22 protein-coding genes and 3 tRNA genes are annotated in these 21,554 nt (G+C 51.5%); 6 read left to right on the plus strand and 19 right to left on the minus strand.

Annotation, left to right across the window (positions count from 1 at the left end; all coding sequences use genetic code 11):
* Window positions 1–21: 21 nt before the first annotated feature.
* The 7 genes from WC813_02675 to mraZ all read right to left on the minus strand — a co-directional run bounded on the left by WC813_02675 (window position 22) and on the right by mraZ (window position 6,413).
* On the minus strand, window positions 22–837 hold the full coding sequence (locus WC813_02675; GenBank protein ID MFA5946906.1) for a hypothetical protein: 816 nt from the start codon (window positions 835–837) through the stop codon (window positions 22–24).
* A gap of 130 nt (window positions 838–967) precedes the next feature.
* A complete protein-coding gene (locus WC813_02680; protein ID MFA5946907.1) occupies window positions 968–1,540 on the minus strand; it encodes a hypothetical protein in 573 nt (190 codons plus the stop codon).
* 67 nt (window positions 1,541–1,607) lie between these two features.
* On the minus strand, window positions 1,608–3,050 hold the full coding sequence (locus WC813_02685; protein ID MFA5946908.1) for an HD domain-containing protein: 1,443 nt from the start codon (window positions 3,048–3,050) through the stop codon (window positions 1,608–1,610).
* 97 nt (window positions 3,051–3,147) lie between these two features.
* Complete coding sequence (gene gpmI / locus WC813_02690; protein ID MFA5946909.1) at window positions 3,148–4,743, minus strand: 2,3-bisphosphoglycerate-independent phosphoglycerate mutase; 1,596 nt, start codon at window positions 4,741–4,743, stop codon at window positions 3,148–3,150.
* A 27-nt stretch (window positions 4,744–4,770) separates the two neighbouring features.
* Window positions 4,771–5,091, minus strand: coding sequence for a hypothetical protein (locus WC813_02695; GenBank protein MFA5946910.1), 321 nt, complete (start codon window positions 5,089–5,091; stop codon window positions 4,771–4,773).
* Between the two features lie 14 nt (window positions 5,092–5,105).
* Window positions 5,106–5,954, minus strand: a complete 849-nt coding sequence (gene rsmH / locus WC813_02700) for a 16S rRNA (cytosine(1402)-N(4))-methyltransferase RsmH (protein MFA5946911.1) — start codon at window positions 5,952–5,954, stop codon at window positions 5,106–5,108.
* Window positions 5,955–5,987: 33 nt separating this feature from the next.
* Entirely contained in the window at window positions 5,988–6,413 is a 426-nt protein-coding gene (mraZ, locus tag WC813_02705) for a division/cell wall cluster transcriptional repressor MraZ (GenBank protein MFA5946912.1), read from the minus strand.
* Between the two features lie 338 nt (window positions 6,414–6,751).
* Here mraZ and WC813_02710 point away from each other — a divergent pair, with 338 nt between their 5' ends.
* Window positions 6,752–7,090, plus strand: coding sequence for a hypothetical protein (locus tag WC813_02710; protein ID MFA5946913.1), 339 nt, complete (start codon window positions 6,752–6,754; stop codon window positions 7,088–7,090).
* Between the two features lie 46 nt (window positions 7,091–7,136).
* Here the strand turns inward: WC813_02710 and WC813_02715 are convergent, their stop codons facing one another.
* Complete coding sequence (locus tag WC813_02715) at window positions 7,137–8,489, minus strand: UvrB/UvrC motif-containing protein (GenBank protein MFA5946914.1); 1,353 nt, start codon at window positions 8,487–8,489, stop codon at window positions 7,137–7,139.
* Between the two features lie 38 nt (window positions 8,490–8,527).
* On the opposite strand from WC813_02715, the gene WC813_02720 reads away from it, so the two are divergent.
* Entirely contained in the window at window positions 8,528–9,013 is a 486-nt protein-coding gene (locus WC813_02720) for a vitamin K epoxide reductase family protein (GenBank protein ID MFA5946915.1), read from the plus strand.
* Window positions 9,014–9,229: 216 nt separating this feature from the next.
* Here the strand turns inward: WC813_02720 and uvrA are convergent, their stop codons facing one another.
* Window positions 9,230–11,761, minus strand: a complete 2,532-nt coding sequence (gene uvrA, locus WC813_02725) for an excinuclease ABC subunit UvrA (protein MFA5946916.1) — start codon at window positions 11,759–11,761, stop codon at window positions 9,230–9,232.
* A 35-nt stretch (window positions 11,762–11,796) separates the two neighbouring features.
* Here uvrA and WC813_02730 point away from each other — a divergent pair, with 35 nt between their 5' ends.
* Window positions 11,797–12,180, plus strand: coding sequence for a hypothetical protein (locus WC813_02730; protein ID MFA5946917.1), 384 nt, complete (start codon window positions 11,797–11,799; stop codon window positions 12,178–12,180).
* Here the strand turns inward: WC813_02730 and uvrB are convergent.
* Window positions 12,170–14,227, minus strand: coding sequence for an excinuclease ABC subunit UvrB (gene uvrB / locus WC813_02735; GenBank protein ID MFA5946918.1), 2,058 nt, complete (start codon window positions 14,225–14,227; stop codon window positions 12,170–12,172). The two genes, WC813_02730 and uvrB, sit on opposite strands and share 11 nt — an antisense overlap.
* Window positions 14,228–14,397: 170 nt before the next feature.
* The gene (locus WC813_02740; GenBank protein ID MFA5946919.1) at window positions 14,398–15,036 is read right to left on the minus strand and encodes a hypothetical protein; all 639 of its coding nucleotides are present in this window, start codon (window positions 15,034–15,036) and stop codon (window positions 14,398–14,400) included.
* 159 nt (window positions 15,037–15,195) lie between these two features.
* On the opposite strand from WC813_02740, the gene WC813_02745 reads away from it, so the two are divergent.
* On the plus strand, window positions 15,196–15,726 hold the full coding sequence (locus WC813_02745) for a hypothetical protein (protein ID MFA5946920.1): 531 nt from the start codon (window positions 15,196–15,198) through the stop codon (window positions 15,724–15,726).
* Between the two features lie 60 nt (window positions 15,727–15,786).
* Here the strand turns inward: WC813_02745 and WC813_02750 are convergent, their stop codons facing one another.
* The 5 genes from WC813_02750 to ftsE form a co-directional block, all read right to left on the minus strand.
* Complete coding sequence (locus tag WC813_02750) at window positions 15,787–16,278, minus strand: adenylyltransferase/cytidyltransferase family protein (GenBank protein MFA5946921.1); 492 nt, start codon at window positions 16,276–16,278, stop codon at window positions 15,787–15,789.
* A gap of 23 nt (window positions 16,279–16,301) precedes the next feature.
* Window positions 16,302–17,078: a hypothetical protein gene (locus WC813_02755; protein MFA5946922.1), complete on the minus strand. Its 777-nt coding sequence runs from the start codon at window positions 17,076–17,078 to the stop codon at window positions 16,302–16,304.
* A 70-nt stretch (window positions 17,079–17,148) separates the two neighbouring features.
* Window positions 17,149–17,222, minus strand: a tRNA-Gln gene (locus WC813_02760).
* A gap of 50 nt (window positions 17,223–17,272) precedes the next feature.
* Window positions 17,273–18,184, minus strand: a complete 912-nt coding sequence (locus WC813_02765) for a permease-like cell division protein FtsX (GenBank protein MFA5946923.1) — start codon at window positions 18,182–18,184, stop codon at window positions 17,273–17,275.
* Window position 18,185: 1 nt separating this feature from the next.
* The gene (gene ftsE / locus WC813_02770) at window positions 18,186–18,869 is read right to left on the minus strand and encodes a cell division ATP-binding protein FtsE (protein MFA5946924.1); all 684 of its coding nucleotides are present in this window, start codon (window positions 18,867–18,869) and stop codon (window positions 18,186–18,188) included.
* An 86-nt stretch (window positions 18,870–18,955) separates the two neighbouring features.
* On the opposite strand from ftsE, the gene WC813_02775 reads away from it, so the two are divergent.
* Together WC813_02775 and WC813_02780 are read left to right on the plus strand one after the other, a co-directional pair.
* Window positions 18,956–19,030: transfer RNA gene (locus WC813_02775), tRNA-Gly, on the plus strand.
* A 4-nt stretch (window positions 19,031–19,034) separates the two neighbouring features.
* A tRNA-Thr gene (locus tag WC813_02780) sits at window positions 19,035–19,110 on the plus strand.
* Between the two features lie 34 nt (window positions 19,111–19,144).
* Here WC813_02780 and WC813_02785 read toward each other — a convergent pair.
* Genes WC813_02785 through WC813_02795 form a run of 3 tightly spaced genes read right to left on the minus strand, consistent with a single transcriptional unit; the run spans window position 19,145 to window position 21,542 of the window.
* Window positions 19,145–19,864, minus strand: a complete 720-nt coding sequence (locus WC813_02785; protein MFA5946925.1) for a peptidylprolyl isomerase — start codon at window positions 19,862–19,864, stop codon at window positions 19,145–19,147.
* Window positions 19,861–20,274: a septum formation initiator family protein gene (locus WC813_02790; protein MFA5946926.1), complete on the minus strand. Its 414-nt coding sequence runs from the start codon at window positions 20,272–20,274 to the stop codon at window positions 19,861–19,863. The genes WC813_02785 and WC813_02790 overlap by 4 nt, the downstream gene beginning before the upstream one ends.
* Window positions 20,271–21,542, minus strand: a complete 1,272-nt coding sequence (locus tag WC813_02795; protein ID MFA5946927.1) for a UDP-N-acetylmuramoyl-L-alanyl-D-glutamate--2,6-diaminopimelate ligase — start codon at window positions 21,540–21,542, stop codon at window positions 20,271–20,273. The genes WC813_02790 and WC813_02795 overlap by 4 nt, the downstream gene beginning before the upstream one ends.
* Window positions 21,543–21,554 lie beyond the last annotated feature (12 nt).

A 21,554-nucleotide genomic window follows, 5' to 3' on the forward strand; every position in this document is an offset into this window, starting at 1 on the left:
TAGAAAGTTTCCCTGTGGTCTTTACTGATTAGTCGTGCAAAACGTCCCGTTTGTTGTTTCACCCCCAATATAAGACGGCGTGTACCAGATTCGAGCGATAACGCACGCATTGTCCTTCCACTCGAATGCGACAGGGCCAAGGCCTCCCGGAGAATTAGAATCCCCTTCCTGAATAAACGTGAAGCCTTGCGTGGTGAACGGCGTATTCATTTCGGAAAGCCTACCAATACTGTCCGTCGTACCAGTTAACAAATCGAAAATATAGAGGTCTGGAGCTGGTGTATCGCCCGTAGAACGCGAATCATCAAACGGGATGAAAGCGATCTTAGTTTGATCTGGAGATACTCTGACTTGAGAAGAAGCAAGATGCATGCCTGGTGCGAAGGCAATAACTTCCTGGGGTATAACATCACTCTTTGTGAGATCAATTGTGTATACCTTCACTGGATTAAAATCACTTCCTTCGCCAAGTAAATTGACGAATACTCGCCCGTCGTATCCGATCTGCGGAACAGCAACGAGCTCAACAAAGCTGTCTCCGCGGTCGAGAATTAGCTTCTTCTCACCCGTTGTCCTATCAAGCTGATAGAGCTTATTTCCAAACGGAGCATCAGGATATGTTTTCTCTACAAACAACAATGGTGGAACTGCACCCTTGCCTGTCAGACCATCATCCCCATAGGGAATCGCCGTCTTCCCGGGGATTGCCGGTGCGCCAAGTTTCACCATGGCATAGCCGAGCGTAGCGGTTTCAACAACCATGAGCGCGACCAACATCATGATAATGATGGCGTGGGTTCCGTTCTTGTGGCCTGTGGCCATTGGCATTTCGGCCATATAGAAGAAGAAGAAGAAGAATTACTTGTTCTCAGTATACATGAGCGCAACCTTAAACGCCCCGCCGCCAGGATATTGGCGACGGAGCGTTTTTAATGCGAGAGTAATTTCCTCTTCCCTGGACATGATGCTATTTCGCCTTGAATGTTTTTATAATTGCGCTCGTTTCTGCAAGCATCTCAAACTGCTTTGGATCATCAATTCCTCCGCGGCCAGCGTTATCTCCGCCACCGACGTAGTAATAACTGAAGCCATTCTTTGAGGTAATGAACGTATTCGGGTAATCAATAATCATCGGATCCTTCGCGTAGGCGTCGGCAACCACCTGAATAGTGATGTATCGAGCAGGATCGTTCTCAGCCGTAAGAGTTGCCTGGTACGTCATCTGTGTGACCTCAGGAGAGTAGTCCTCCTTTTCATGGATCATTCCCCAAGATGTGGGGAGCACAAGAGAAAAACTGTACACATCGCTGGTGTATTCAGTTCCCTGTGGCGTGATTCGAATATATGAGTGCAGACCGCGAGATTCATCGCCGGTCAAGGTATCGATATTTGGCGGAGTGTCTGACGCTACAATCGGCGAAGTGGTCGTTGATGGAACAGTCTTTACGATACTGTTCTTTGCCGGCGCAGGCGTTGCTGCTGGCTTAGACACTATATAGCCGAGGGCTACCGCCTCGAGTACAACCAAAACCACTAGCATAAGGCTCACGAGCATCCAAGGGCTTCTGTGGTGCATTGAAGACATTTCGTCCATATAAGGATAAAAATTATTTGTTCTCAGTATACATGAACTCCCGCACAAAAACGCGGGCGTCGTCTGGAGTTTCGAGCTGGCCTTCGTCGCGAGCTGACTCTACCGCCTTCATAACCTCGCCAATCTTCGGACCGGGGGTCATATTGAATTCGGCCATCAGTTCAGCGCCGGTGAGAAGCGGTATTTTAGCCGCGGATTCTAGGTCAAACTTTTTCACCGTTTCACGTAAGTACAAACCGGGCGTGTAGTCTACTTTAGCTGCGTCAGTCCCCCGTCCGCGAGTGTCAGACTCGGTCACCGCTAGGAAGGCCTCGAGCGAGGTACCGCCCAAGCGCTTGATTAACCGGCGCACGGCGTTGGCGTATTGTTTTTCATTGAGTTCGCCTTTTTGAAAAGAACGATAAAGCATGGTCGGCTTCAGGTGATCACGAACAATGGCGGCTACGTCATGGGTAACGTCATCGCCAAAGGTAAATTTCTGCAAGAAAGATTTAGTCAGCGAAACGCCAGCTTCTTCGTGACCCAGAGCGCGAATTTTACCGTCGATTGTTTTGGTAACCAGTGGTTTGCCGATGTCATGGCACACCGCCCCAAGCATCGCGATCGTGTCGTCGGGGTCAACCTTTACGTCGACCCTCCCCCGCACGATCCGCGCGCATTCGTCTACGGCGAGCAAGGTGTGAATCCAAACATCGCCCTCGGGGTGCCAGTCGGGCTCTTGGGGAGTGCCAATCATCGCGAACAACTCCGGGTAGTAGCGTTCAATGATGCCGAGGTCGCGCATGAGTGTGAAACCGATCGAAGGCTTTGGAGATTTGAGCAACAGCTTTTTCCATTCATCAGTGACACGTTCCTTCGAGAGTTCGCCGAGCGCCCCGTCTTCCACCATCTGCTTCATGAGCGCGAAGGTCTTTGGTTCGACCGAGAGACCGAACCGTGCCGCAAACTGCACGCCGCGAAAAACACGGAGAGGATCCTCAACAAATGTCTTCTCGTCGACGACACGCAAAAGTTTATTCGCGAGGTCAACACGTCCGCTGTACGGGTCGATCGTTTCGTTCGTCGACACATCCATCGCAATCGCGTTGATGGTAAAGTCGCGCCGACGCAAGGCTGCCTCGACGGAGAGTGACGGGTCACCGATCACTTCGAACCCTTTGTGACCCTTCCCTGTTTTTGACTCTGTTCGAGGAATGGCCACATCGAGCATCCTCCCCTCATCGAGCGAAACTTTGTACACACCAAATGAGGCGCCGACAACATCAACTTGCGTAAAAAGTTCTCGCAAAATCTTTTCGAGCGCGTCCGGTTCGATCCCGTAGACCTCAACATCAGCATCTTTCGTCGGCACGCCGAGGAACAGGTCGCGAACTGCCCCGCCAACCAAAAGAGCGCGCGGAACTTTCCCGGAGAGTGTAGAGACGGCGTCTTTTAGGATTTTATCTGATAGTTGCATATTCTGTCTCCACTCTGAGCCATGCGAAGAGTCCGACCCTCACCGGTGAAAGTCGGATCCTTCGCTCTCGCTCAGGATGGATGCGGGATCGTCGAGTCTATAGCAAGGGAGTACCGGTCATGTCAGGCGGTTGCGGTATTCCAAGAATGGCAAGCATGGTTGGGGCAACGTCAGCGAGCATGCCAACGGGTGGCATAAGGGAGAGATCGCCATTAGGCACGTCACCGGCAATTGACTGTTTGCCCTCAAACTGATTGCCGATAATAAAGAACGGAACAGGATTTGTGCTGTGCTCTTTATCCATGGCGTGTGTCTGGAGGTTCAGCACTTCTTCCGCGTTGCCATGATCAGCCGTGATCAATAAGACGCCATCGTGCTTCAAAATGGTTTCCACTAGCCGGCCAACGCACGCGTCGACAGCTTCAACGGCCTTGATCGTCGCCTCTAAGTTACCCGTATGCCCCACCATGTCTGGGTTAGCAAAGTTACCAATAATGACGTCATAGTTTCCGCGCTCGATCTCCGCGATCACTCGGTCAGTCACGGCCACGGCACTCATTTCTGGCACGGCGTCATAACTCGCCACGTGAGGCGATGGAATAAGTGCGCGATCTTCGTTAGGAAAGGCTTCCTCCCGCGTACCGTTCATGAAGAAGGTAACGTGCGCGTATTTTTCTGTTTCGGCAATGTGAAGTTGAACGAGTCCAGCCTTAGAAATAGTCTCCGCCAGTGAATTCTCGATGACGATTGGCGGGAAGGCAACGTCTACCGGCAATCCCTTTTCATAATCAGTCATGGTGACAAAAACAAGATCCTTGATGTACTCACGCGTAAACTTTTCAAAAGTCGGCAACACAAAGGCCCGCGTTAGCTCACGTGAACGATCTGGGCGAAAATTAAAGAAGAGCACAGCATCACCCATATTTACGGTCGCGACCGGTTTGTTACCTTTCACAATTACTGTGGGCGGGAATTCTTCATCGTAAACCTCTTTTGAATAACTGTCTTGAAGTGCAGCGAAAGGATCTTCAGAAGTTTTATCGGACTGGCCAAGGGCGATAGTGTTATAAGCCTTCTCTACGCGATCCCAACGGTTGTCACGATCCATAGCAAAGTATCGCCCCATAAGCGAGGCGATCTCGCCCACTCCGTACTCCTTCATCTTGGCATCCAAATTGCGGATGAAATCAATTCCTGAGTTATAAAGGGTGTCGCGACCATCAAGAATAGCGTGTACGGCAACTTTTTTGATGCCTGCTTCCTTACACATGCGCAAAAGCGCGTAACAATGATCATCGTACGAGTGGACTTTACCACTCGAAACAAGACCGAGGAGATGCAGGGTGCCACCACTTGATTTCACTGTGGAGATCGCTTTGGCGAGTGCGGGGTTAGACGCAAACGAACCGTCTACCACGGCCTTGTTAATTCTCGGTAAAGTTTGGTAATACACACGGCCCGCACCAATCGCCAAGTGGCCCACTTCCGAGTTCCCCATCTCGCCCCAAGAAAGTCCCACCTCCTCGCTCGAAGCCCGCAAGGTCATGACCGGGTAGCGGCTGGTCAGCATGTCAAATGTCGGTTTTTTGGCCCGAGTGATGGCGTTTCCTTCAGAATCCGGGGCAACGCCAAAACCATCAAGGACAAAAAGGACAGCTGGCCGCGGACGGCCACCGGGATTTGGTGAATCCATACCGAACCATTTTAGCACGAAAATATACTACCTCCCAAGAGCCACTTCATTAGAAGAAATCTTCATGTACTTCACTTCTACTGGCTCAACCAGGCCCAAAAAAGCTTGCCGATCAGAAATGCTGGCGAGTGAACGCAAACGATCAATCTCTGTTAAAAGCCGATCGCTATCATGGGCGAGCGACTGGCGCTGATTTTCTAAATCGCGAATCGTGTAAGCTTTCATGGACGCCTCGTTCATTTGAAAAACATACAACAGTCCAAAAACCAGGGCGACTATGCCAAAAAGGGCCTGCAGCATCTTCTGCTTAGCGGCACTGCCCAAAAAATTGTTTCCTCCTTCTGACATATCCTCCGATATGGTTATGCACGCACCGCGATCCGCAATTTTGCACTGCGCGATCTTGGATTAGTTCGTATCTCTTCCTCGCTGGCCTCGATCGGCTTTTTGGTTGTGCCCTTCAAGACTGCGCTGTCCTTGAAAAAGTTTTTGACCATTCGGTCTTCCAGCGAGTGGAACGTGATGATGGCAATTCTGCCCCCCGGATTCAGTATCTGTTCAGCGGCTTTAAGTCCGCGCTCAAGCTCGCCAAGTTCATCATTGACCGCAATGCGCAAGGCTTGAAAAGTTCGAGTCGCCGGATGAATTTTACCGCGCCCCTTTGAGAGGCTGGCGATAAAATCCGCGAGTTCAAGCGTGGTCGCGAACTTCTTCTCTTTCCGTTTGTCCGTGATTGCCTTAGCTATCTGGTTCGCGAAAGGTTCCTCGCTATAGATCCGCAGCATCGCTGCAATCTCTTCGCGCGGTGCACCATTCACAATGTCCGCGGCCGTCTCCCCCTTTGACGCGTCATAACGCATATCAAGCGGTCCGTCCTTCATGAAGGAAAACCCGCGCGTGGCGTCATCAACGTGCATGGACGAGAAACCGAGGTCGAACAGAATGGCATCTGCCTTTTCCACGTGCGCCACCATGTTCCCGAAAGAATCATGGACATAGGTCACGCGGTCAGAGCTACCCTTCATGCCGTCACAAGCAATTTCGAGATTTCTTGCATCTCGATCAAAGCCGATGAGCCGGCCGCTTGGTGCGGTGGCTGCGAGCATGAGTGCGGCGTGCCCTCCTCCGCCAAGCGTGCCGTCAATGACGGTTTCGCCCGGCCGTAGCGCCAAGCCTTCTAATACCTCTTTCGCGAGAACGGGAATGTGCATAAGGGCAAAACGGGCTAGTGGGCAAAATGGGCATTAAATTCCTCCCAATTGCTCTGCAATGGCGCCGGAATCGGCTTCGGCCTTCTTTGCGTATGCATTCCACGCATCCTCGTCCCAAATTTCCAAACGATTCTGAATACCGACCACGACCGCGTTCTTTTTTAGTCCGGCGAATGTCCGAAGATATTCGGGAACTACAAAGCGTCCGTGGCTATCTAACTCGACGTCCATTGCGCCTGCGAGCATAAAGCGCGCAAAAGCTCTAGAGTTGGCTTGTCCCAGGGGCAAACTAGCGATTTTTTCCGCCAGCTTTCCCCACTCTTCCAAGGGCAAGACAAACAGTGAAGTGTCGAGGCCTCGCGTCACCACCGCTCCTTGCGCTAAGGCCCCGCGAAACTTCACCGGAACGCTGAAGCGTCCCTTGTCGTCGATGGTGATGTGGTATTCGCCAATGAACATAGCGGTGTGTGTTCCGTCACGAGCATTTGATGCCGAGAGGTGTTCAAATGTTCATGACGGGGGAAATTCCTCGAAGGGAGGCCTATAACAAACCAACGCACGACCCCACTTCGTACTTGCTTCGGATGATACCATCCCACTTTAGCCCACTCAATGCCATTTCATCCCACTTGGGGATAACAAATAGGGGTCGACGCATGGATCAACCCCTACCACGATCCGATGTAAGGGCGGACCCATGCGTCCGCCCCTTTACGAAACTCCTGAAATATGCTATATAAATAGACGCTTTCCATCCCAGAAAGCTAAAACTCCGCGCCCCGAGGTTCCCCTTGTCCATGGACCGCTCCCCGCAAGAACCCGAGATCGCCAGAACGACCACCATCGTGCTGAGTGTATTCATCGGCATCCTGTTCATCACACTCTTCATCGGCATGACCATTCTGGCCATGACCGGATGTGAGGCTTCGCCTACGCCGATTCCGTGCGTACCGCCGGCGATCGATCTGCACGAGGCCAAGTACCTGGCGCTGTGCGACGACTACAAGACCGCTGCCGGAGTGTCAGATCCGCTCACCGGCCAGGACTGCGAGGACTTCCTCCAAATGGCCTGGACCACGAGCGACGAGACCGTCAGTCCCGACTTCGCCCTGCCCGCGGATTGCCTGTCGGAGTAACAGAAAAGGGAGCGCAAGCTCCCCCGTCTAAGCCCCCACGCACACGTTATGCGCGGGGGTTTTGCTTTTTAGGAATGCCGGAACGTTGCGCCCGCAGCACTCGATGATAACTTCCTGCAAATCTATGCGCTTCGTCGCGAACTTTTTGAAGAGTTTCCTTAAAGGCTTCGGCAACTCTTCGCAGATCAGCGTTTGATTGGTCGAAAACTAAACGATCCTGTTTACGATCAAAGCCTTTGGCGATACCAATAATCGGCACTTTGATCTCCATCTCGTCTAGCACTTCGCGGACTCGATTCACCTGACCCTCTCCCCCGTCGATAACCAGCAAGTCGGCCCGTGGCCAGTCGTCATGCGAGAACCGGCGGCGAATAACTTCTTCCATGGCTCGCACATCGTCAGTGCCCTCGAAGCCCTTGATTCTGAACTTTCGATATTCGTCCTTCGCCGGCTTACCATTCTCGAACACGGTCATCGCCGCGACGTTCGACGTTCCAGAAATGTGAGCAATGTCATACGCCTCAATTCTACCGAGAGCATTAATGTGACCCGTGTCAATGTCACGCAATGGCAACGTCGACGGTTCATCTTCACGAGTGATTAGAGCGACGTCTTGAATGTGCTCGAGCGCAAACAATTCATCACGCAATTTTGCAGCGACCTCAAACTCGCCCTGCTTCGCCGCAACCTCCATCTCCTTTCGCATCGACTTCACTATTCGATCTTTCTTGCCCTCAAAAAATAACTGGAAATTCTTGATAATTTTTCTGTACGCCGTTTTATTGATCGCGCCCGTACATACGCCGGGACACTTTCCGATTTGTGCATCGAAACACGGCCGTGGCAAGGCGGGGTTAGTAACCCCGCCTTCCGACGCGACCGGTGGTTCACACGTCGACCACGGCAGCGCTCGGCGAATGAGATTAAGCGCGGTGCGCAATGACCGACCGCTCACATACGGTCCGTACACAGCAATAAACTTTCTCTTGGCGAGGGCTGACAATTTCCGCTCAAACGGCTTAATGCCAAGACGCTCGAGATCGAAGCCTCTCATCAAGACTGGCCGAGGAAACTCGTCGTTAGTCAAACACAAGTACAGAAAACTTTTGTCATCGAGCAACATCACGTTGTACGGTGGCTCGTTCGCTTTAATCTGGTTCGCTTCGAGCACGAGAGCCTCGATCACCGTCGGCGTCTGGATGTAATCGATCCGTCGAATTTTGCTCACGAGCTCGCCGATCCGGGCGTCATGGGCCTTCGTAAAATACGAACCAACACGCTTCTTCAAGCTGGTTGCTTTCCCCACGTAAAGCAGTTTTCCCCCTTCGTCATAATGAAAATACACTCCCGGGGAATCCGGAAGCTCGCCGTGAAGGATTTTGACGTACTCGGGAATCATGTCTTCTTTTATAGCAGTTCTGCTATCATGTGGGCAATATGGGAAATATCTTCTTTCTACTCTTGGCTTTTATTGGTGTCATCAACACTACATACCTCATCATCAAACGAAGAAAGGGAAAGGCGCCTATATGTCCCCTCAGAGGGGATTGTGCGATGGTCCTCAATAGCAAATACACCAAGACTTTTGGAATACACAATGATGTCATCGGGCTCGCCTATTTCATAGCCGTTCTCCTGACCCCGGTCGTCGTTCTCGCGACACTCATATACGGATCAGACGAAACGTTCGCCCTAGGTATCACAACGCTGACGCTGCTCATAGGAACATTCGTAGCCATACACGTCGGAACCTTTCTTGCGACGGTCATGACCATCCGGCTCCTCTACGTGCAATTCTTTATCATCAAAAAGATGTGTTTCTGGTGTCTCATCTCTTCCTTCTGCGTACTCGGAATGACTGCCATGCTCATGCCGTCGCTCGTTACTGATATCTCAAATTTCCTATCTGCGAGCGCTGGTTAGTTCTTGTGTTCAGGACTCTTTTCGCCCTCCTCATGACTCTCCGCATGCTATTTCTCCAGTTTTTTGTCATTAAAAAGATGTGTTTTTGGTGCCTTTTGTCATTTGATATGTTCATCATTATTCACTAGTATTACCGGTTCACGTTTCACGGAATGTTTCTTGCAATTCCCCCAAAACCTCCACCCCGGAACCAACGTGGTTCCGGGTGTTTTTTTTTTACTTCAAGTATTTCTTCAGATACTGACCGGTGAAACTTTTTGGCTTGCGGGCGATGTCTTCCGGCGTACCAACAGCCACGACTGTCCCACCAAGGTCACCTCCTTCAGGACCCATGTCAATCAGCCAGTCAGCAGTTTTAATCACGTCGAGGTTATGTTCGATAACGACCATCGTATTCCCCTTATCGACTAAACGATGGAGTACTTCGAGCAACTGCTTCACATCGTCGAAGTGTAAACCCGTCGTCGGTTCATCGAGGAGGTAAAGCGTCTTCCCGGTTTGTCTGCGGGCGAGTTCGGAGGCAAGTTTTACGCGCTGAGCTTCGCCACCGGATAAAGTAGTCGCACTCTGGCCGATTTTAATATAGCTCAAGCCGACCTCGTTCAAGGCTTTTAGCTTCGTGTCGACATCCGGAATATCCTTAAAGAACTTCGCCCCCTCTTCGACCGTCATTTCTAGCACGTCCGAGATGTTTTTATCCTTGAAAGTTACTTCGAGCGTTTCACGGTTAAAGCGCTTGCCCTTACACACTTCACAGGTCACATAGACAGTCGGCAGGAAGTGCATTTCAATTTCGATTAACCCATGTCCTTCGCAATGCTCGCAACGACCGCCGGGTACGTTGAAGCTAAAGCGACCGGGCTTGTAACCGCGGAATCTTGCCTCCTCAGTCGACGCAAACAAATCGCGAATCGGTCCCCACGCCCCCGTGTACGTCGCAGGGTTCGAACGAGGCGTACGGCCAATGGCGCCTTGGTCGATCAAAATAGCCTTGTCGATATATTCCACGCCTAGCACGGCCGTCGCTTTCCCGCCCTTATCTTTTCCGCCGTTTAATTTGTGATTAATAGTTTGATACATCACGTCATGCGCCAAGGTCGATTTGCCCGAACCCGAAACGCCGGTGACGCACACAAATTTACGCAACGGGAAATCAACATCTACATTCTTCAAGTTATTTTCGACGGCTCCACGAACCTTAATTACGCCGTGTTCTTTCGTTCGTCGTTCTGCGGGAACAGGAATCTTCAAGTCGCCACGCAGATACCCCGCCGTTCTTGATTTCTTGTCTTTGAAAATCTCGGGCGTGGTACCAATAGCGACCACCTCTCCCCCATGAACGCCGGCTCCGGGACCAATCTCGACCATGAAGTCACAGGCACGAATAGTGTCCTCGTCATGTTCAACGACGAGCACGGTATTTCCGATATCACGCAAGTTTTCAAGTGTCTTAATTAGACGCTCGTTATCTCTTTGATGCAGGCCGATGGTTGGCTCGTCGAGCACATACATCGCGCCGACCAATTTCGATCCAATCTGCGATGCAAGACGAATACGCTGTGCTTCGCCACCGGACAATGTGCCGGCCGTACGGTTGAGCGTCAGATAATGGAGGCCGACATCTAACATGAAGCTCATGCGGTTTTCGATTTCCTTCAAAATGGTCGCCGCAATTACTTGCTCACGCTCGGTCAGTTTCAATTCGAGGAAGAATTGGATGGCTCCGTCAACTGAAAGATTCGTCACGTCGACGATCGATTTACCGCCAACGTAAACGTGCAACGCTTCTTCGCGCAGACGTTTGCCGTGACAGGTCAGACACGGCTCGTCGGAGAATAACTCGACGGTTCCCAAGCCTGAACACGCCGGACACGCGCCATACGGCGAGTTGAACGAAAACAAACGAGGTTCGATCTCGGGGAATGAGAAACCGTCATCAGGACAGCTGAATTTACTTGAAAGCAATCGATCTCCGTTCGGTGTAAGCACCTGAACTAGGCTCTGACCGCGATCAACAGCCTGCTCGAGTGCATCGCTCAAACGCTGGCGTGCGTCAGGAAGTGCGCTCGCCGGAATAGTGTCGATCACGACTTCGATTGTATGTTGCTGATACCGCGAGAGTTCGATCTTCTCGCTCAAGCGGTGCATCTTGCCGTCGATTCTAACTTTCGCAAAACCAGAATTATAAAGATCGTAGAGCAACTGGTAGTACTCGCCCTTGCGACCGCGGACGACTGGGGCAAGAATGACGACCTCGCGGTCGTATTTGCCCTCACCCCTACCCTCTCCCCTACGGGGAGAGGGAGAAGCGACCATTAGATCCTTCAGAACGATGTCGACCATTTCGTCGATCGTCAGTTTTTCGATCTTACGACCACACTTAACACAGTGTGGTTCGCCGACGCGGGCGTACAAGACACGCAGGTAGTCGTAAATCTCGGTAATGGTGGCGATCGTACTCCGAGGATTCCGTGAGTGCGCTTTCTGGTCAATGGAAATCGCGGGCGAGAGACCCTCGATTTCATCTACATCTGGCTTCTGCATGCCGCCCAAAAACTGGCGAGCATACGCCGAGAGAGATTCCACATACCGGCGCTGACCTTCAGCAAAAATGGTGTCAAAAGCCAGGCTGGATTTGCCCGAACCAGAAAGGCCCGTAAAACATACGAGCTTGTTTCTGGGGATCTCAAGCGAGATATTTTTCAGGTTATGTTCCCGGGCACCTTTGATTTTTATCTTGTCTTGCATATAGAATAGAGACGCACACATACTTAGGAGGCAACATGGGCGGCGGAGGACTAACAAGCGTCTACGGTGAACCGATTACAGAACCCGAGGACTCACTCCCGCGAGATCTCTCGACCGTGACCGAGACGGCCGACCCGGGTGGCGACTTTGTGGGCCGGGCAGAGGCGCCGGCACACAAGTCCTACGGGCCGTGGTGGGAGCAGCTCAAGCCGCACAGAAACGCGATCAAGAAGCCGCGGCACCAAGAGGAGTTTGACGAACTCATGACCATCTGCGTCAAGTCAGAAGAACCAGGCATGGGTAGTCTGCGCGGTGCGTGCGTCCGCCAGCTGCGTATCTTCTACGCTAAATATCTGCACGACGAACAGGCCAATCTGGAATCTACCCTCAGCGAACTTCCGGAAAGCCTCACGGCGTGACCTTCTTCCGAGCTCCCCGGTTCTTACCGCGGGGGCTCGTACTTTTTTTAGCAGCTAATTCTTTTTCTAACTCGACTAGTTCGTCACGTAACAACGCAGCTGTTTCAAAGAGCAAATTCTCGGCCGCCCGTTTCATGTCATCTTTCTTGTCCCGGATAGCTTCTTCGAGTTCTTCTGGGCTAGCCGTCATTTCAATCTTCAGAATCTTCTTCACCTTTTCTTCATCGATTCCATCCGCGCCGAGCATCTTTCTGATATCGCCGATTTTTTTCTCGATGCTCTTCGGCGTAATGCCGTGGTCAGCGTTGTACTTGAGCTGAATCTTTCGACGTCTATCTGTTTCAGCGAGTGCTCGATTGAGTGAGCCGGTCATGTGATCGGCATAGAGCAGGACAAGTCCGTTCACGTTACGAGCCGCACGACCGATTGTTTGAATGAGCGACGTTTCGCTACGCAGGAACCCTTCTTTGTCCGCGTCGAGAATACCGATCAGCGACACCTCCGGCAGGTCGAGTCCTTCACGCAACAAGTTCACGCCAACCAACACGTCATACACGCCTTTACGCAAGTCCGACAAAATGGTGATGCGTTCGAGTGTTTCGATGTCGGAGTGGAGATAGGCGACGTTCATGCCATCCTCCTTCAAATAACCCGCCAGGTCCTCGGCCATCTTTTTGGTTAACGTCGTAATCAACGCTCGTTCACCCTCCGCGACTCGCACTTTGATGCGCGCCATGATGTCTTTCACCTGTCCGGGATAGTCGTCAGTGGCGGTTACCGGCAAAATAATGGTCTGCGGATCAACGAGTCCAGTAGGACGAATGATCTGTTCGACAATGGCGTTTGACGTCTCGCGTTCGTACGGGCCAGGCGTGGCGGACACATAAAGGGTCTGTCCCGTGCGCTCAATAAATTCATCAAACTTCAGTGGGCGGTTGTCCTTAGCGCTCGGCAAGCGGAAGCCGTGATCGACGAGCGTTTGTTTACGCGCTTGGTCACCGGCGAACATGCCGCCAATCTGCGGCAGCGTGACGTGGGATTCATCAATGATGGTCAGAAAGTCTTTCGGGAAGTACGAGATTAGACTCGACGGCGGTTCGCCCACAGTGCGACCGTCAAAGTGACGCGAATAGTTTTCAATGCCGTTACAGTATCCAATATTTTTGATCATCTCCAAATCATACTTTGTCCGGCGCGACAAACGCTCATACTCAAGTACTTTTCCTTCAGCGTCGAGTTCTTTCAGGCGTTCGGCGAGTTCATGCTCGATGGCCCGGTACGCTCGCTCTCGCTCATCGAGTGAAGCCATGAAGTGTTTGGCGGGAAAAATCCAAGTGTCTTTCAGCTTCTCGTCGATCTCTCGCGTAATGTGATTTAATCTAAAAATTTCCGCAATCTTAGAACCGTCGAAAACTATTCTGAACAAGATTTCCTCGTTCACCGGCATGATTTCCACCACATCGCCGCGCGCACGGAAATGGCCTCGCGTGAGGTCAGTGTTAGTGCGTGTGAACTGCATATCAATCAGCTTGCGCATCATCTCGTCGCGCTCAACTATGTCACCCTCGATCAAATGCAATACTTCTTTCTCATATGCTTCCGGCGAACCTAAACCATAAATGCAGGACACCGAAGCGACGATGATTACATCGCGTCGGGTCAAGAGCGCCGAGGTAGCTGCGTGCCGTAGACGATCAATCTCCTCGTTAATCGTCGCTTCTTTTTCAATGTAGGTATCCGTCCGCGGCATGTACGCCTCTGGCTGGTAGTAATCGTAATACGAAACAAAATACTCAACAGCGTTGTTTGGAAAAAACTCTCTAAACTCCTGACACAACTGCGCGGCCAACGTCTTGTTATGGGCAATGACGAGCGTAGGGCGCTGAACATTCTGAATCACGTTCGCCATGGTGAACGTTTTGCCGGAACCCGTAACTCCAAGAAGAGTCTGTCTATCCAGACCTTTATTGAGTCCGTCGGTCAACAACTCAATCGCCTTTGGCTGATCTCCGGCTGGTTTGTACTCAGATTTAAGATCGAACTTCATATGAATAGACAAAGGCCCCAAGAGCCGGGGCTCTAGGGGTATGTTCGTATTTTGTACGGTTACAATAACATGGCTCTTTTCTGGTGTCGAGAGTTGTCCACAAATTCGTTGAATAAAAAAAACGGCTCTTCCCGGGTGGGCAGAAGCCGTCACTGGCACAGAACTCCCAGCTAACTGTCCGCCACCCGCTCCTTCAGGTACTTCCGGAATATCGCCGAAACCTCTCGTCGCTCCCGCGGAGCGAGCAGGGGCAGAAAATCTCGGGGAGCATATTCCTTCTCTCGTTCGACTGACCCGAGGAAAAGAATCTGGTAGCTAAGGTCGGACGTTCCATTCTTTGGAACGGTCACCGCGTAATCACCGATCCCGCGGATCCGTAGAATGCGAACCGTCTTTGATTCATCGTCGCCGAGAGCGAGATGTAGGCCGTTCGCCATACCCACCTCCTCTTCAGGAGCGAACTGTACCTTGAGGGTGCCGTGATTGGACACAGTTTTCTGTATTTTCAGACCACGCTCCTGGCTAGCGCGCAGCAGATCGGCATAGGTAATGAGCTGCTTCCCGTAGGCCGATACCCGCTTGCCCACAACGTGAACCAGGGCAATAAGCACCACCACGCCCAGAACACCAGTGCAGGCCACCAAGAAGGTCCGAAAGGCATACGGCGCCGAATAGACCTGCCAGAACACCAAGATATCGCCGACGAGCACGATCAAGAAAATAGCAACGAAGCTCAACAGGGAAAGCGCGGCAAAGATCACCGCTTCAGTCCATGACGGAACACGAATGTCGTATTTTGACTTCTTCACGTTTCCTCCAAAAGGCCTGCTTATATTAGCGAAAAAAATAAGAATTGTCAAGCGATGAGCTCAAGGTTTAAAGCCTCACCCAACATCTGCCGGGGGTTCGGTAAATTACTAGGATTAATGGGGTTTTCGTTTGACAAAACTGAAAAAATATGGCTAAATATGGCCACGTTTTTTGGATCAACTCGGAGGTACTCCATGGAAATGACCGATGCGCTCGCCGCAGTCTTTGACCCGCATTACTCAAACCCCCGGCTGCAGGCGCTCCGCGACCTCATGCGGGATCCGGCGTGGGCGGCGATCATCACGGATCACGAAGTGACCCGGATCACCGGAAACCCCAAGGACTACGTGGAAGTGACCATCCTGACCGCGAGCGTGCTCCTCAAGTCCCCCATGGCGGGCGTGGCGCTCGAGCGACTGCAGGAATACCTGACGTCGTCCACGACATTTAACCAATCGATGGTCAGGCTCCGAGTGATCACAGTTGCCGGCGACACCCTTTGCTTGCGCAGGAACTTCATACGTGAGCTCAGTGAACTCATTGACGTACTCGAAAAAACGCTCGTAAGCGTCGCCCTGAGCTGGCCTCGGGAGAATGAGAAAGACGCTGAAACCATCCTCGACGGCCGTGCACTCGACGCCTTCCGCAGGCGGTGCATCAAGGAAGGTCTCGAGAGCGTAGGCGCGTAACGCCCAGAGGGCCCGTACCCAGTATCCCCGCTTACCGTAAAAAGTAAGACGGGGATTCTTTTAACCGTTGGTCTTAGCAATTACCATTTCGACAACATCCATAGCACCCGCTGGAACCTTCTTGCGCCAGTCGTGATTTTTTGAAGCGATCATCTTGCGGATGTCCTCGCCCACAATCCCGGGAACAGGGACAATTTTCTTAGTGGCGATCTTTTTGTTCTCGAAAATTTTACGCACATTCTCGTCGCCGCTCCAGACAATTGCGTCGCTTGGGTTTCCGGCAGCATCAAGAACGTGATGCGCCCATGACTCATCTGACTCCGTGTCTTTCACCGCCACAATAGTCGCGTCCATGATGTCAGCCGACAATAACGCAGCGCTAATCATCTCGCGGCGTTCATCAAGTGAAAATGGATCTTCGGCACTTCTTGGGTCTTTGGCTTCGCAAATAACAATGGTCGCGTTGCCGCAGGCCTTCATCATGCCCTGGACCACCATGAGATGGCCGTTATGAAAAGGCTGAAACCGACCGGGAAAGATACAGATGTCCATAAGAAAAGGTGTTAGGTGGTAGGTTATGGGTTGCCTGACAATAATTCTTGCAGAACAGCCGGTGGCACGTCAATCTCAGAAATCTCATTCGTCCACTGAGAATCTTGAGCCAAGTCTTCAAGATGTGAAATCTCGTGGGCATCTTGTCCGGCGATAGTAGACATGATCGTATCAACGGCAACTGGATCCAGACTGGCTAGAAAACCTTGCCCAGACAGAATACCATCACGCAATGAAGCGTGGCAGGGGTATGAGCGGAAAAGAAAGGCCAGTAAACGTTCTCGCTCAAGCAGTGATAACGCCTCAATGAATGGCCCCTTGCTCCAGCTTCTGCCCTGTGAGGTTTCGCGTGACGGGACTACCCAAGTACCGAGCCCCCAATCAGCCACGCTCCCGAGAGCCATTCTAAACGGTGCTTGAACTGCCGTCTTGGCTCGACGTATATGGAGCCCTCCCCCATCAGCTCGCACAAAATCCTGCTCGACAACCTCATCTTTGGTTAAATCTAATAAATGCACGTTCGAATATAAGTTAGGTATCTCCTCAAGTCCGGCTGCTTGGAAGGCCTTCATAGCGCCCCTCTCTGGCGCATCACCAATGACTACCGGGGCATTCGTATAAAGGCGTAGAACGTCGAGTGTGCCCCTTAAACTCTCAAGTACGTCTCTTGAGACATCCACATACACAAAAACATAACTGGCGTCCTTCAGTTTTCGCAAAAACTCATGCCCCAAATCATCCACTGCCTTCCGGGCAGCTCGACGTTTATCCTCCCCCTCAGTGAACGCTACGTGAACCATAGTATGGGTATGGTACAACAAAAAAACACCGGTGCAGGACAAAAAAATCCAACCTTGCGGTTGGATTTTTTGGTTCGGGGACTTGGAATCGAACCAAGATTCATGGCTTCAAAGGCCACTGTCCTGCCGTTAGACGATCCCCGAGTAGTTGAAAACTTGGGAAATCGTACTCTATCGCGCCGGAAAAATCAACCCTAGATCTTCAAATATTTTCGCATAGCCATGAAAGACGTGGCCATGCTTAAGAACGACAAGGTCAAGAACTCGAGCAAAAAGAGGATCGGCCCCTTGGAGTAGAAGAAACCTAACAGATTTAAATCCACGCCAGCAAAAAAAGCGTTAATGGCTGGCTGCCAAACTTTCAATAAGCCATACATCAGACCGGCGACTACCGCCGTGGCCACCAATGAGTAAACAACCCCCTCTATCAAAAATGGAGCGCGGATAAACCAATCATGCGCACCAACTAGCCGCATGACGGCTATTTCATCGCGATGCACATAAATAGCCACGCGAACCGTGTTAAAAACCATCAGGAGCGCGATCATAGCGAAGAAGCCGGCCACGATCAGTCCACCGTAACGCACTTTATCACTGAGCGCGGTCAGAGACCGCACTACATCCTCATAGTCAGCCTGGCCGGTCTCCTCAATGTGCGGTGAGAACTCAGGAGTATTAACCGCTTGAAGAATAAACGGAATATCAGCCGGCGACCGAGAGCTTACCCTTAAAGTGTCGCCGAGCGGGTTAGAGCCGATTTCGTCGAGCGCGGCCAGAATATCGGCGTCACCGGCATGCTTGGCCTTGAAATCAATCAATGCTTCATCGGCCGGTACGGCGATGACTTGCTTGACCTGAGCCAGCCCGGTCAAATAACCGCGAATGGCCGCCTGAGTATCCTGGCTAGTGCCTTTTTTCAAATAAACGTCTACATGAACCCGGCTCTCTATTGAGCTAATAGTGGACTGACCCACTACGTTCATAAACACAACAGCGTTCACGGTGATAAGTGTCAGGAGAAAAACGCTAGTCGTCACAAAGGACAACCAAAAGTTTCTAAAAATGCTCTGAAAAGCGAATTTAATGGTGCGCAGAATGGATCGCATATCAGACAATGTGATATTTACCGTGAGCAGCATCACCAGCAATCTTGCCCCGGTTGATACTAATCACTCGACGATTCAAAGCGTTAACAATGTCTCGATCATGAGTTACGAGAACGACAGTCGTGCCGAACTCATTAATCTTTTTTAAGAGCGATAAAATCTCCTGCGCCGTAATAGCGTCGAGATTTCCAGTCGGCTCATCGGCCAGCATGATCTTTGGCCGGTGAACCAGCGCCCGGGCAATTGAAACACGCTGCTGCTCGCCTCCCGAAAGTTCCTGCGGGAAGCGGTGGCCTTTTTCTCCCAGGCCGACAATCTTTAAAACATGCGGAACTACCTCGCGAATCCGAGCTCCTGGTGCGCCAGCGACTTCTAAAGCAAAGGCTACGTTCTCGTACGCGGTTTTCTGCTGTAATAATTTGAAATCCTGAAAAACCATCCCAATCTGCCGGCGCAGGCCCGGAACGTCTGCCCTGTGGATATTTGTGATATCCCAATCACCAACCTTAACTACCCCCGCCGTTGGCCGTTCTTCGGCAAACAAAATCTTGGCGAGCGTAGACTTCCCGCTGCCAGAAACGCCAACAACGGACACAAACTCCCCCGACCGAATATGAAGACTCACGCCATCCAAGGCGCGGATATCTGGCTTATAGACCTTAGAGATGTTTTCGAACGTGATCATGTAGAACTAGTATAGCAGAGGCCAAAGCTGCGCAGGATGGGGCAGCTAGACGCATAAATAGGCCTATGCTAGTATTCTTCGCGATTGCAGGAGTAGTTCAGTGGTAGAACATTTGCTTCCCAAGCAAAGGGTCGCGGGTTCGAGTCCCGTCTCCTGCTCCAATACGCCGATTTAGCTCAGCTGGTAGAGCAATGCTTTCGTAAAGCAGAGGTCCCGAGTTCAAATCTCGGAATCGGCTCCAGGAAAAATCATTCCGCAAGGGATGGTTTTTCTTTTTACCACACAAATATCCACGGGCGGTTGTTTTTGGCGGATTTGGTGATGATTTCTGGGAGTTCTTTCTTTTTTAAAGCAATGCCGTAAACACGAGGAATATCTGAAACTTTAGTCAGTAGCCAATAGGCGTCCGAACCGTTCAAAGTTTCCGAAACATCTTTAACGGACAAACTAAAAATCGGGCTCATCCAGGCCGGCGATCCGCTGACAGTCACGTTTCCCAAGTCGCCGTTCAGCCTAGCCGATGAATCTTCCGAATAGCGCATGGCCGCATCCGTAAACGGGAGACCATCGTTCACGATCCTCGAGCGTAAACCGTCCAACCGCAGCTTCACGTCGGACTGCAGTTCGATCGACGAAAATACAGCGGCATTCGCGGCCTTGGAAAGCTCGACAACCCCGGCCACGGGATCTTCGCGGTTTCGTTGGTCAAACGGAGCCTTCGTTTGCTTCAGGATGTTCCGCACTCGAGCTTCGTAAACCGTTTCTTGCAGACCAAGTTCAATCGCCTCGCCTTTCTTCATCGAAACGTCCTCGTTGCGAGCGACTTGAGCAAACGCAGCCACGCGCGGGTACCAAATAAGTCGACCGCCGACCACGCCAGCCGGTAAAACAAAATGCGACAGTGATAGAAACGGACCCGACAACGGATGAAAAACAAAAACAATAAAATTTAGACCCAAATAACCCGCCATGAGGAGACGAACCAATGTCCTCATAGCTTGCTCATGTCCTCAAACTTGGTGCGATCAAAGAAATAATAAAACCAACGAGTAGGATTGTTAACGCCTGCAAGCGAATCCGTTGCGCCGAGCACTTTTCCGGAGGTCACTGGAATCGCGGATTGGCCAGCGTCAACTACCAACAGAGTTTCGCCAGGCTTGGCAAGTCCCTCTTTAGTTCGCGCCTGTCCTTCGAGGTAATATTGGCTCGAGAGTTTATCAATGAGATCAAGGAACTCCAGTTTCTTGCCGTCAAGCCTGTAATTCTCCGCTTCGAGCGAGGCAATCTGCGCAGCAATTTCGCGTTCGCGCAGGTATTCTCGGCCAAAACCGAACACAAAAATTCCGGCCACAATCATCGTCGCCAAAAGAAAGATACCTTTTTTTCCGCCGCCTCCCTTGCTCATACGCTCTTATGATACCCCATCTCACCTAATAGCTCACGCGCTACTTTTCTGTCATCCCAAGCAATTTTTTTGCCTCCAGCCACCGCCATGACTGGTTCTGAACCTTTGCCCGTCAAAAGCACTACGTCGCCTGCCTCTGCCAAGCTGAAAGCTTTTTTAATCGCTTCTTTGCGGTCGTCGACCAAAAACAAATCGGTTCCCTCAACCTTCCCCGCTTCTTGTGCACCGCGAGCTACGGCCTCGATAATTTCACGCGGATCCTCGTCGTATGGATCCTCATTGGTCACAATAACGACAGCCTCATACTCACCAGCAAGCTTGCCAATAATCGGCCGTCGAGCAATATCTCTCCCTCCCCCAGCTGAACCGTGAACGCCAATCAATCGCGAACCTTTCACCGCGTCGAACAGCGCCTCAAGCGCATACGGCTCGTAGGCGTAATCGACAATGACCATAAACGGCTGACCTTGATCGATCTTCTCAAAACGCCCAGCGAGTGGTCGCAGTAAACTCGCAGCGTCCATCACGCGCTTCAACGGGAAACCAAGGGACTCGACCGTCGCAATTGCCGCGAGTGCGTTCTTCTGTTCAAACTCGGCTCGCAGTGGCAGCTTGTCGACAGGATGTGCAACGTCACCGACACGAATCAGTTTATCGGCAAAGCTAAACGACACGCGCCTGTCAGCCGGAAAACTTGCGAAATACGCCGCGTGCTCGTCATCACTATTCACCACGATCGTTTTCGGCACGTCATGCCCCTCTAGTCTCTTCTTTCGTCGAGCGGTCAAATGTTCGAACAATTTCCCTTTCGCCTTTCTGTAATTATCAAAACCGCCATGCGCCTCTATGTGCTCTGGGGTGAGGTTCGTAAACACTGCGACATCGTAATTGATGCCCAAATGTCGAAATTGGTCGAGTCCCTGGCTACTCGTTTCGATAATGGCGTACGAACATTTGGCCTTTACCATCTCGCCCAAAATATTCTGCAAATAAAACCGTCCCGGCATGGTCATCTTCATCTTATTCTCAACTTCTTTTCCAGCAATGGAAAACCCCGCCGTCGATGTATAACCAACCGTCTCACCGAGATTCGTCAAAATCTGGGCGATGAAATTAACGGTCGAGCTCTTCCCGTTCGTCCCCGTTACACCGATGACGATCAGCTTCTCCGACGGATGCCGATAAACCGCCTCTGCCGTTTTAGCGAGGACGTAGTGGTAGGCTTGAAGCGCTGGTCGAGGAATCATTTTCTTGAGCTGGTGCAGCATAGATCGTTTCGA

The sequence above is a fragment of the Patescibacteria group bacterium genome (assembly GCA_041659765.1).
Lineage (GTDB): Bacteria > Patescibacteriota > Patescibacteriia > UBA9934 > UBA9934 > JAGORL01.

Coding starts and splice junctions, on each gene's coding strand:
- WC813_02745 (MFA5946920.1), top strand. CDS start 15,196: ATGGCCACGTTTTTTGGATCAACTCGGAGGTACTCCATGGAAATGACC.
- WC813_02790 (MFA5946926.1), bottom strand. CDS start 20,274: ATGAGCAAGGGAGGCGGCGGAAAAAAAGGTATCTTTCTTTTGGCGACG.
- mraZ (MFA5946912.1), bottom strand. CDS start 6,413: ATGTTCATTGGCGAATACCACATCACCATCGACGACAAGGGACGCTTC.
- WC813_02720 (MFA5946915.1), top strand. CDS start 8,528: ATGGGAAATATCTTCTTTCTACTCTTGGCTTTTATTGGTGTCATCAAC.
- uvrB (MFA5946918.1), bottom strand. CDS start 14,227: ATGAAGTTCGATCTTAAATCTGAGTACAAACCAGCCGGAGATCAGCCA.
- gpmI (MFA5946909.1), bottom strand. CDS start 4,743: ATGGATTCACCAAATCCCGGTGGCCGTCCGCGGCCAGCTGTCCTTTTT.
- WC813_02695 (MFA5946910.1), bottom strand. CDS start 5,091: ATGTCAGAAGGAGGAAACAATTTTTTGGGCAGTGCCGCTAAGCAGAAG.
- WC813_02715 (MFA5946914.1), bottom strand. CDS start 8,489: ATGATTCCCGAGTACGTCAAAATCCTTCACGGCGAGCTTCCGGATTCC.
- WC813_02750 (MFA5946921.1), bottom strand. CDS start 16,278: ATGGACATCTGTATCTTTCCCGGTCGGTTTCAGCCTTTTCATAACGGC.
- WC813_02795 (MFA5946927.1), bottom strand. CDS start 21,542: ATGCTGCACCAGCTCAAGAAAATGATTCCTCGACCAGCGCTTCAAGCC.
- WC813_02685 (MFA5946908.1), bottom strand. CDS start 3,050: ATGCAACTATCAGATAAAATCCTAAAAGACGCCGTCTCTACACTCTCC.
- WC813_02710 (MFA5946913.1), top strand. CDS start 6,752: ATGGACCGCTCCCCGCAAGAACCCGAGATCGCCAGAACGACCACCATC.
- uvrA (MFA5946916.1), bottom strand. CDS start 11,761: ATGCAAGACAAGATAAAAATCAAAGGTGCCCGGGAACATAACCTGAAA.
- ftsE (MFA5946924.1), bottom strand. CDS start 18,869: ATGATCACGTTCGAAAACATCTCTAAGGTCTATAAGCCAGATATCCGC.
- WC813_02755 (MFA5946922.1), bottom strand. CDS start 17,078: ATGGTTCACGTAGCGTTCACTGAGGGGGAGGATAAACGTCGAGCTGCC.
- WC813_02765 (MFA5946923.1), bottom strand. CDS start 18,184: ATGCGATCCATTCTGCGCACCATTAAATTCGCTTTTCAGAGCATTTTT.
- WC813_02675 (MFA5946906.1), bottom strand. CDS start 837: ATGGCCGAAATGCCAATGGCCACAGGCCACAAGAACGGAACCCACGCC.
- WC813_02785 (MFA5946925.1), bottom strand. CDS start 19,864: ATGAGGACATTGGTTCGTCTCCTCATGGCGGGTTATTTGGGTCTAAAT.
- rsmH (MFA5946911.1), bottom strand. CDS start 5,954: ATGCACATTCCCGTTCTCGCGAAAGAGGTATTAGAAGGCTTGGCGCTA.
- WC813_02730 (MFA5946917.1), top strand. CDS start 11,797: ATGGGCGGCGGAGGACTAACAAGCGTCTACGGTGAACCGATTACAGAA.
- WC813_02680 (MFA5946907.1), bottom strand. CDS start 1,540: ATGCTAGTGGTTTTGGTTGTACTCGAGGCGGTAGCCCTCGGCTATATA.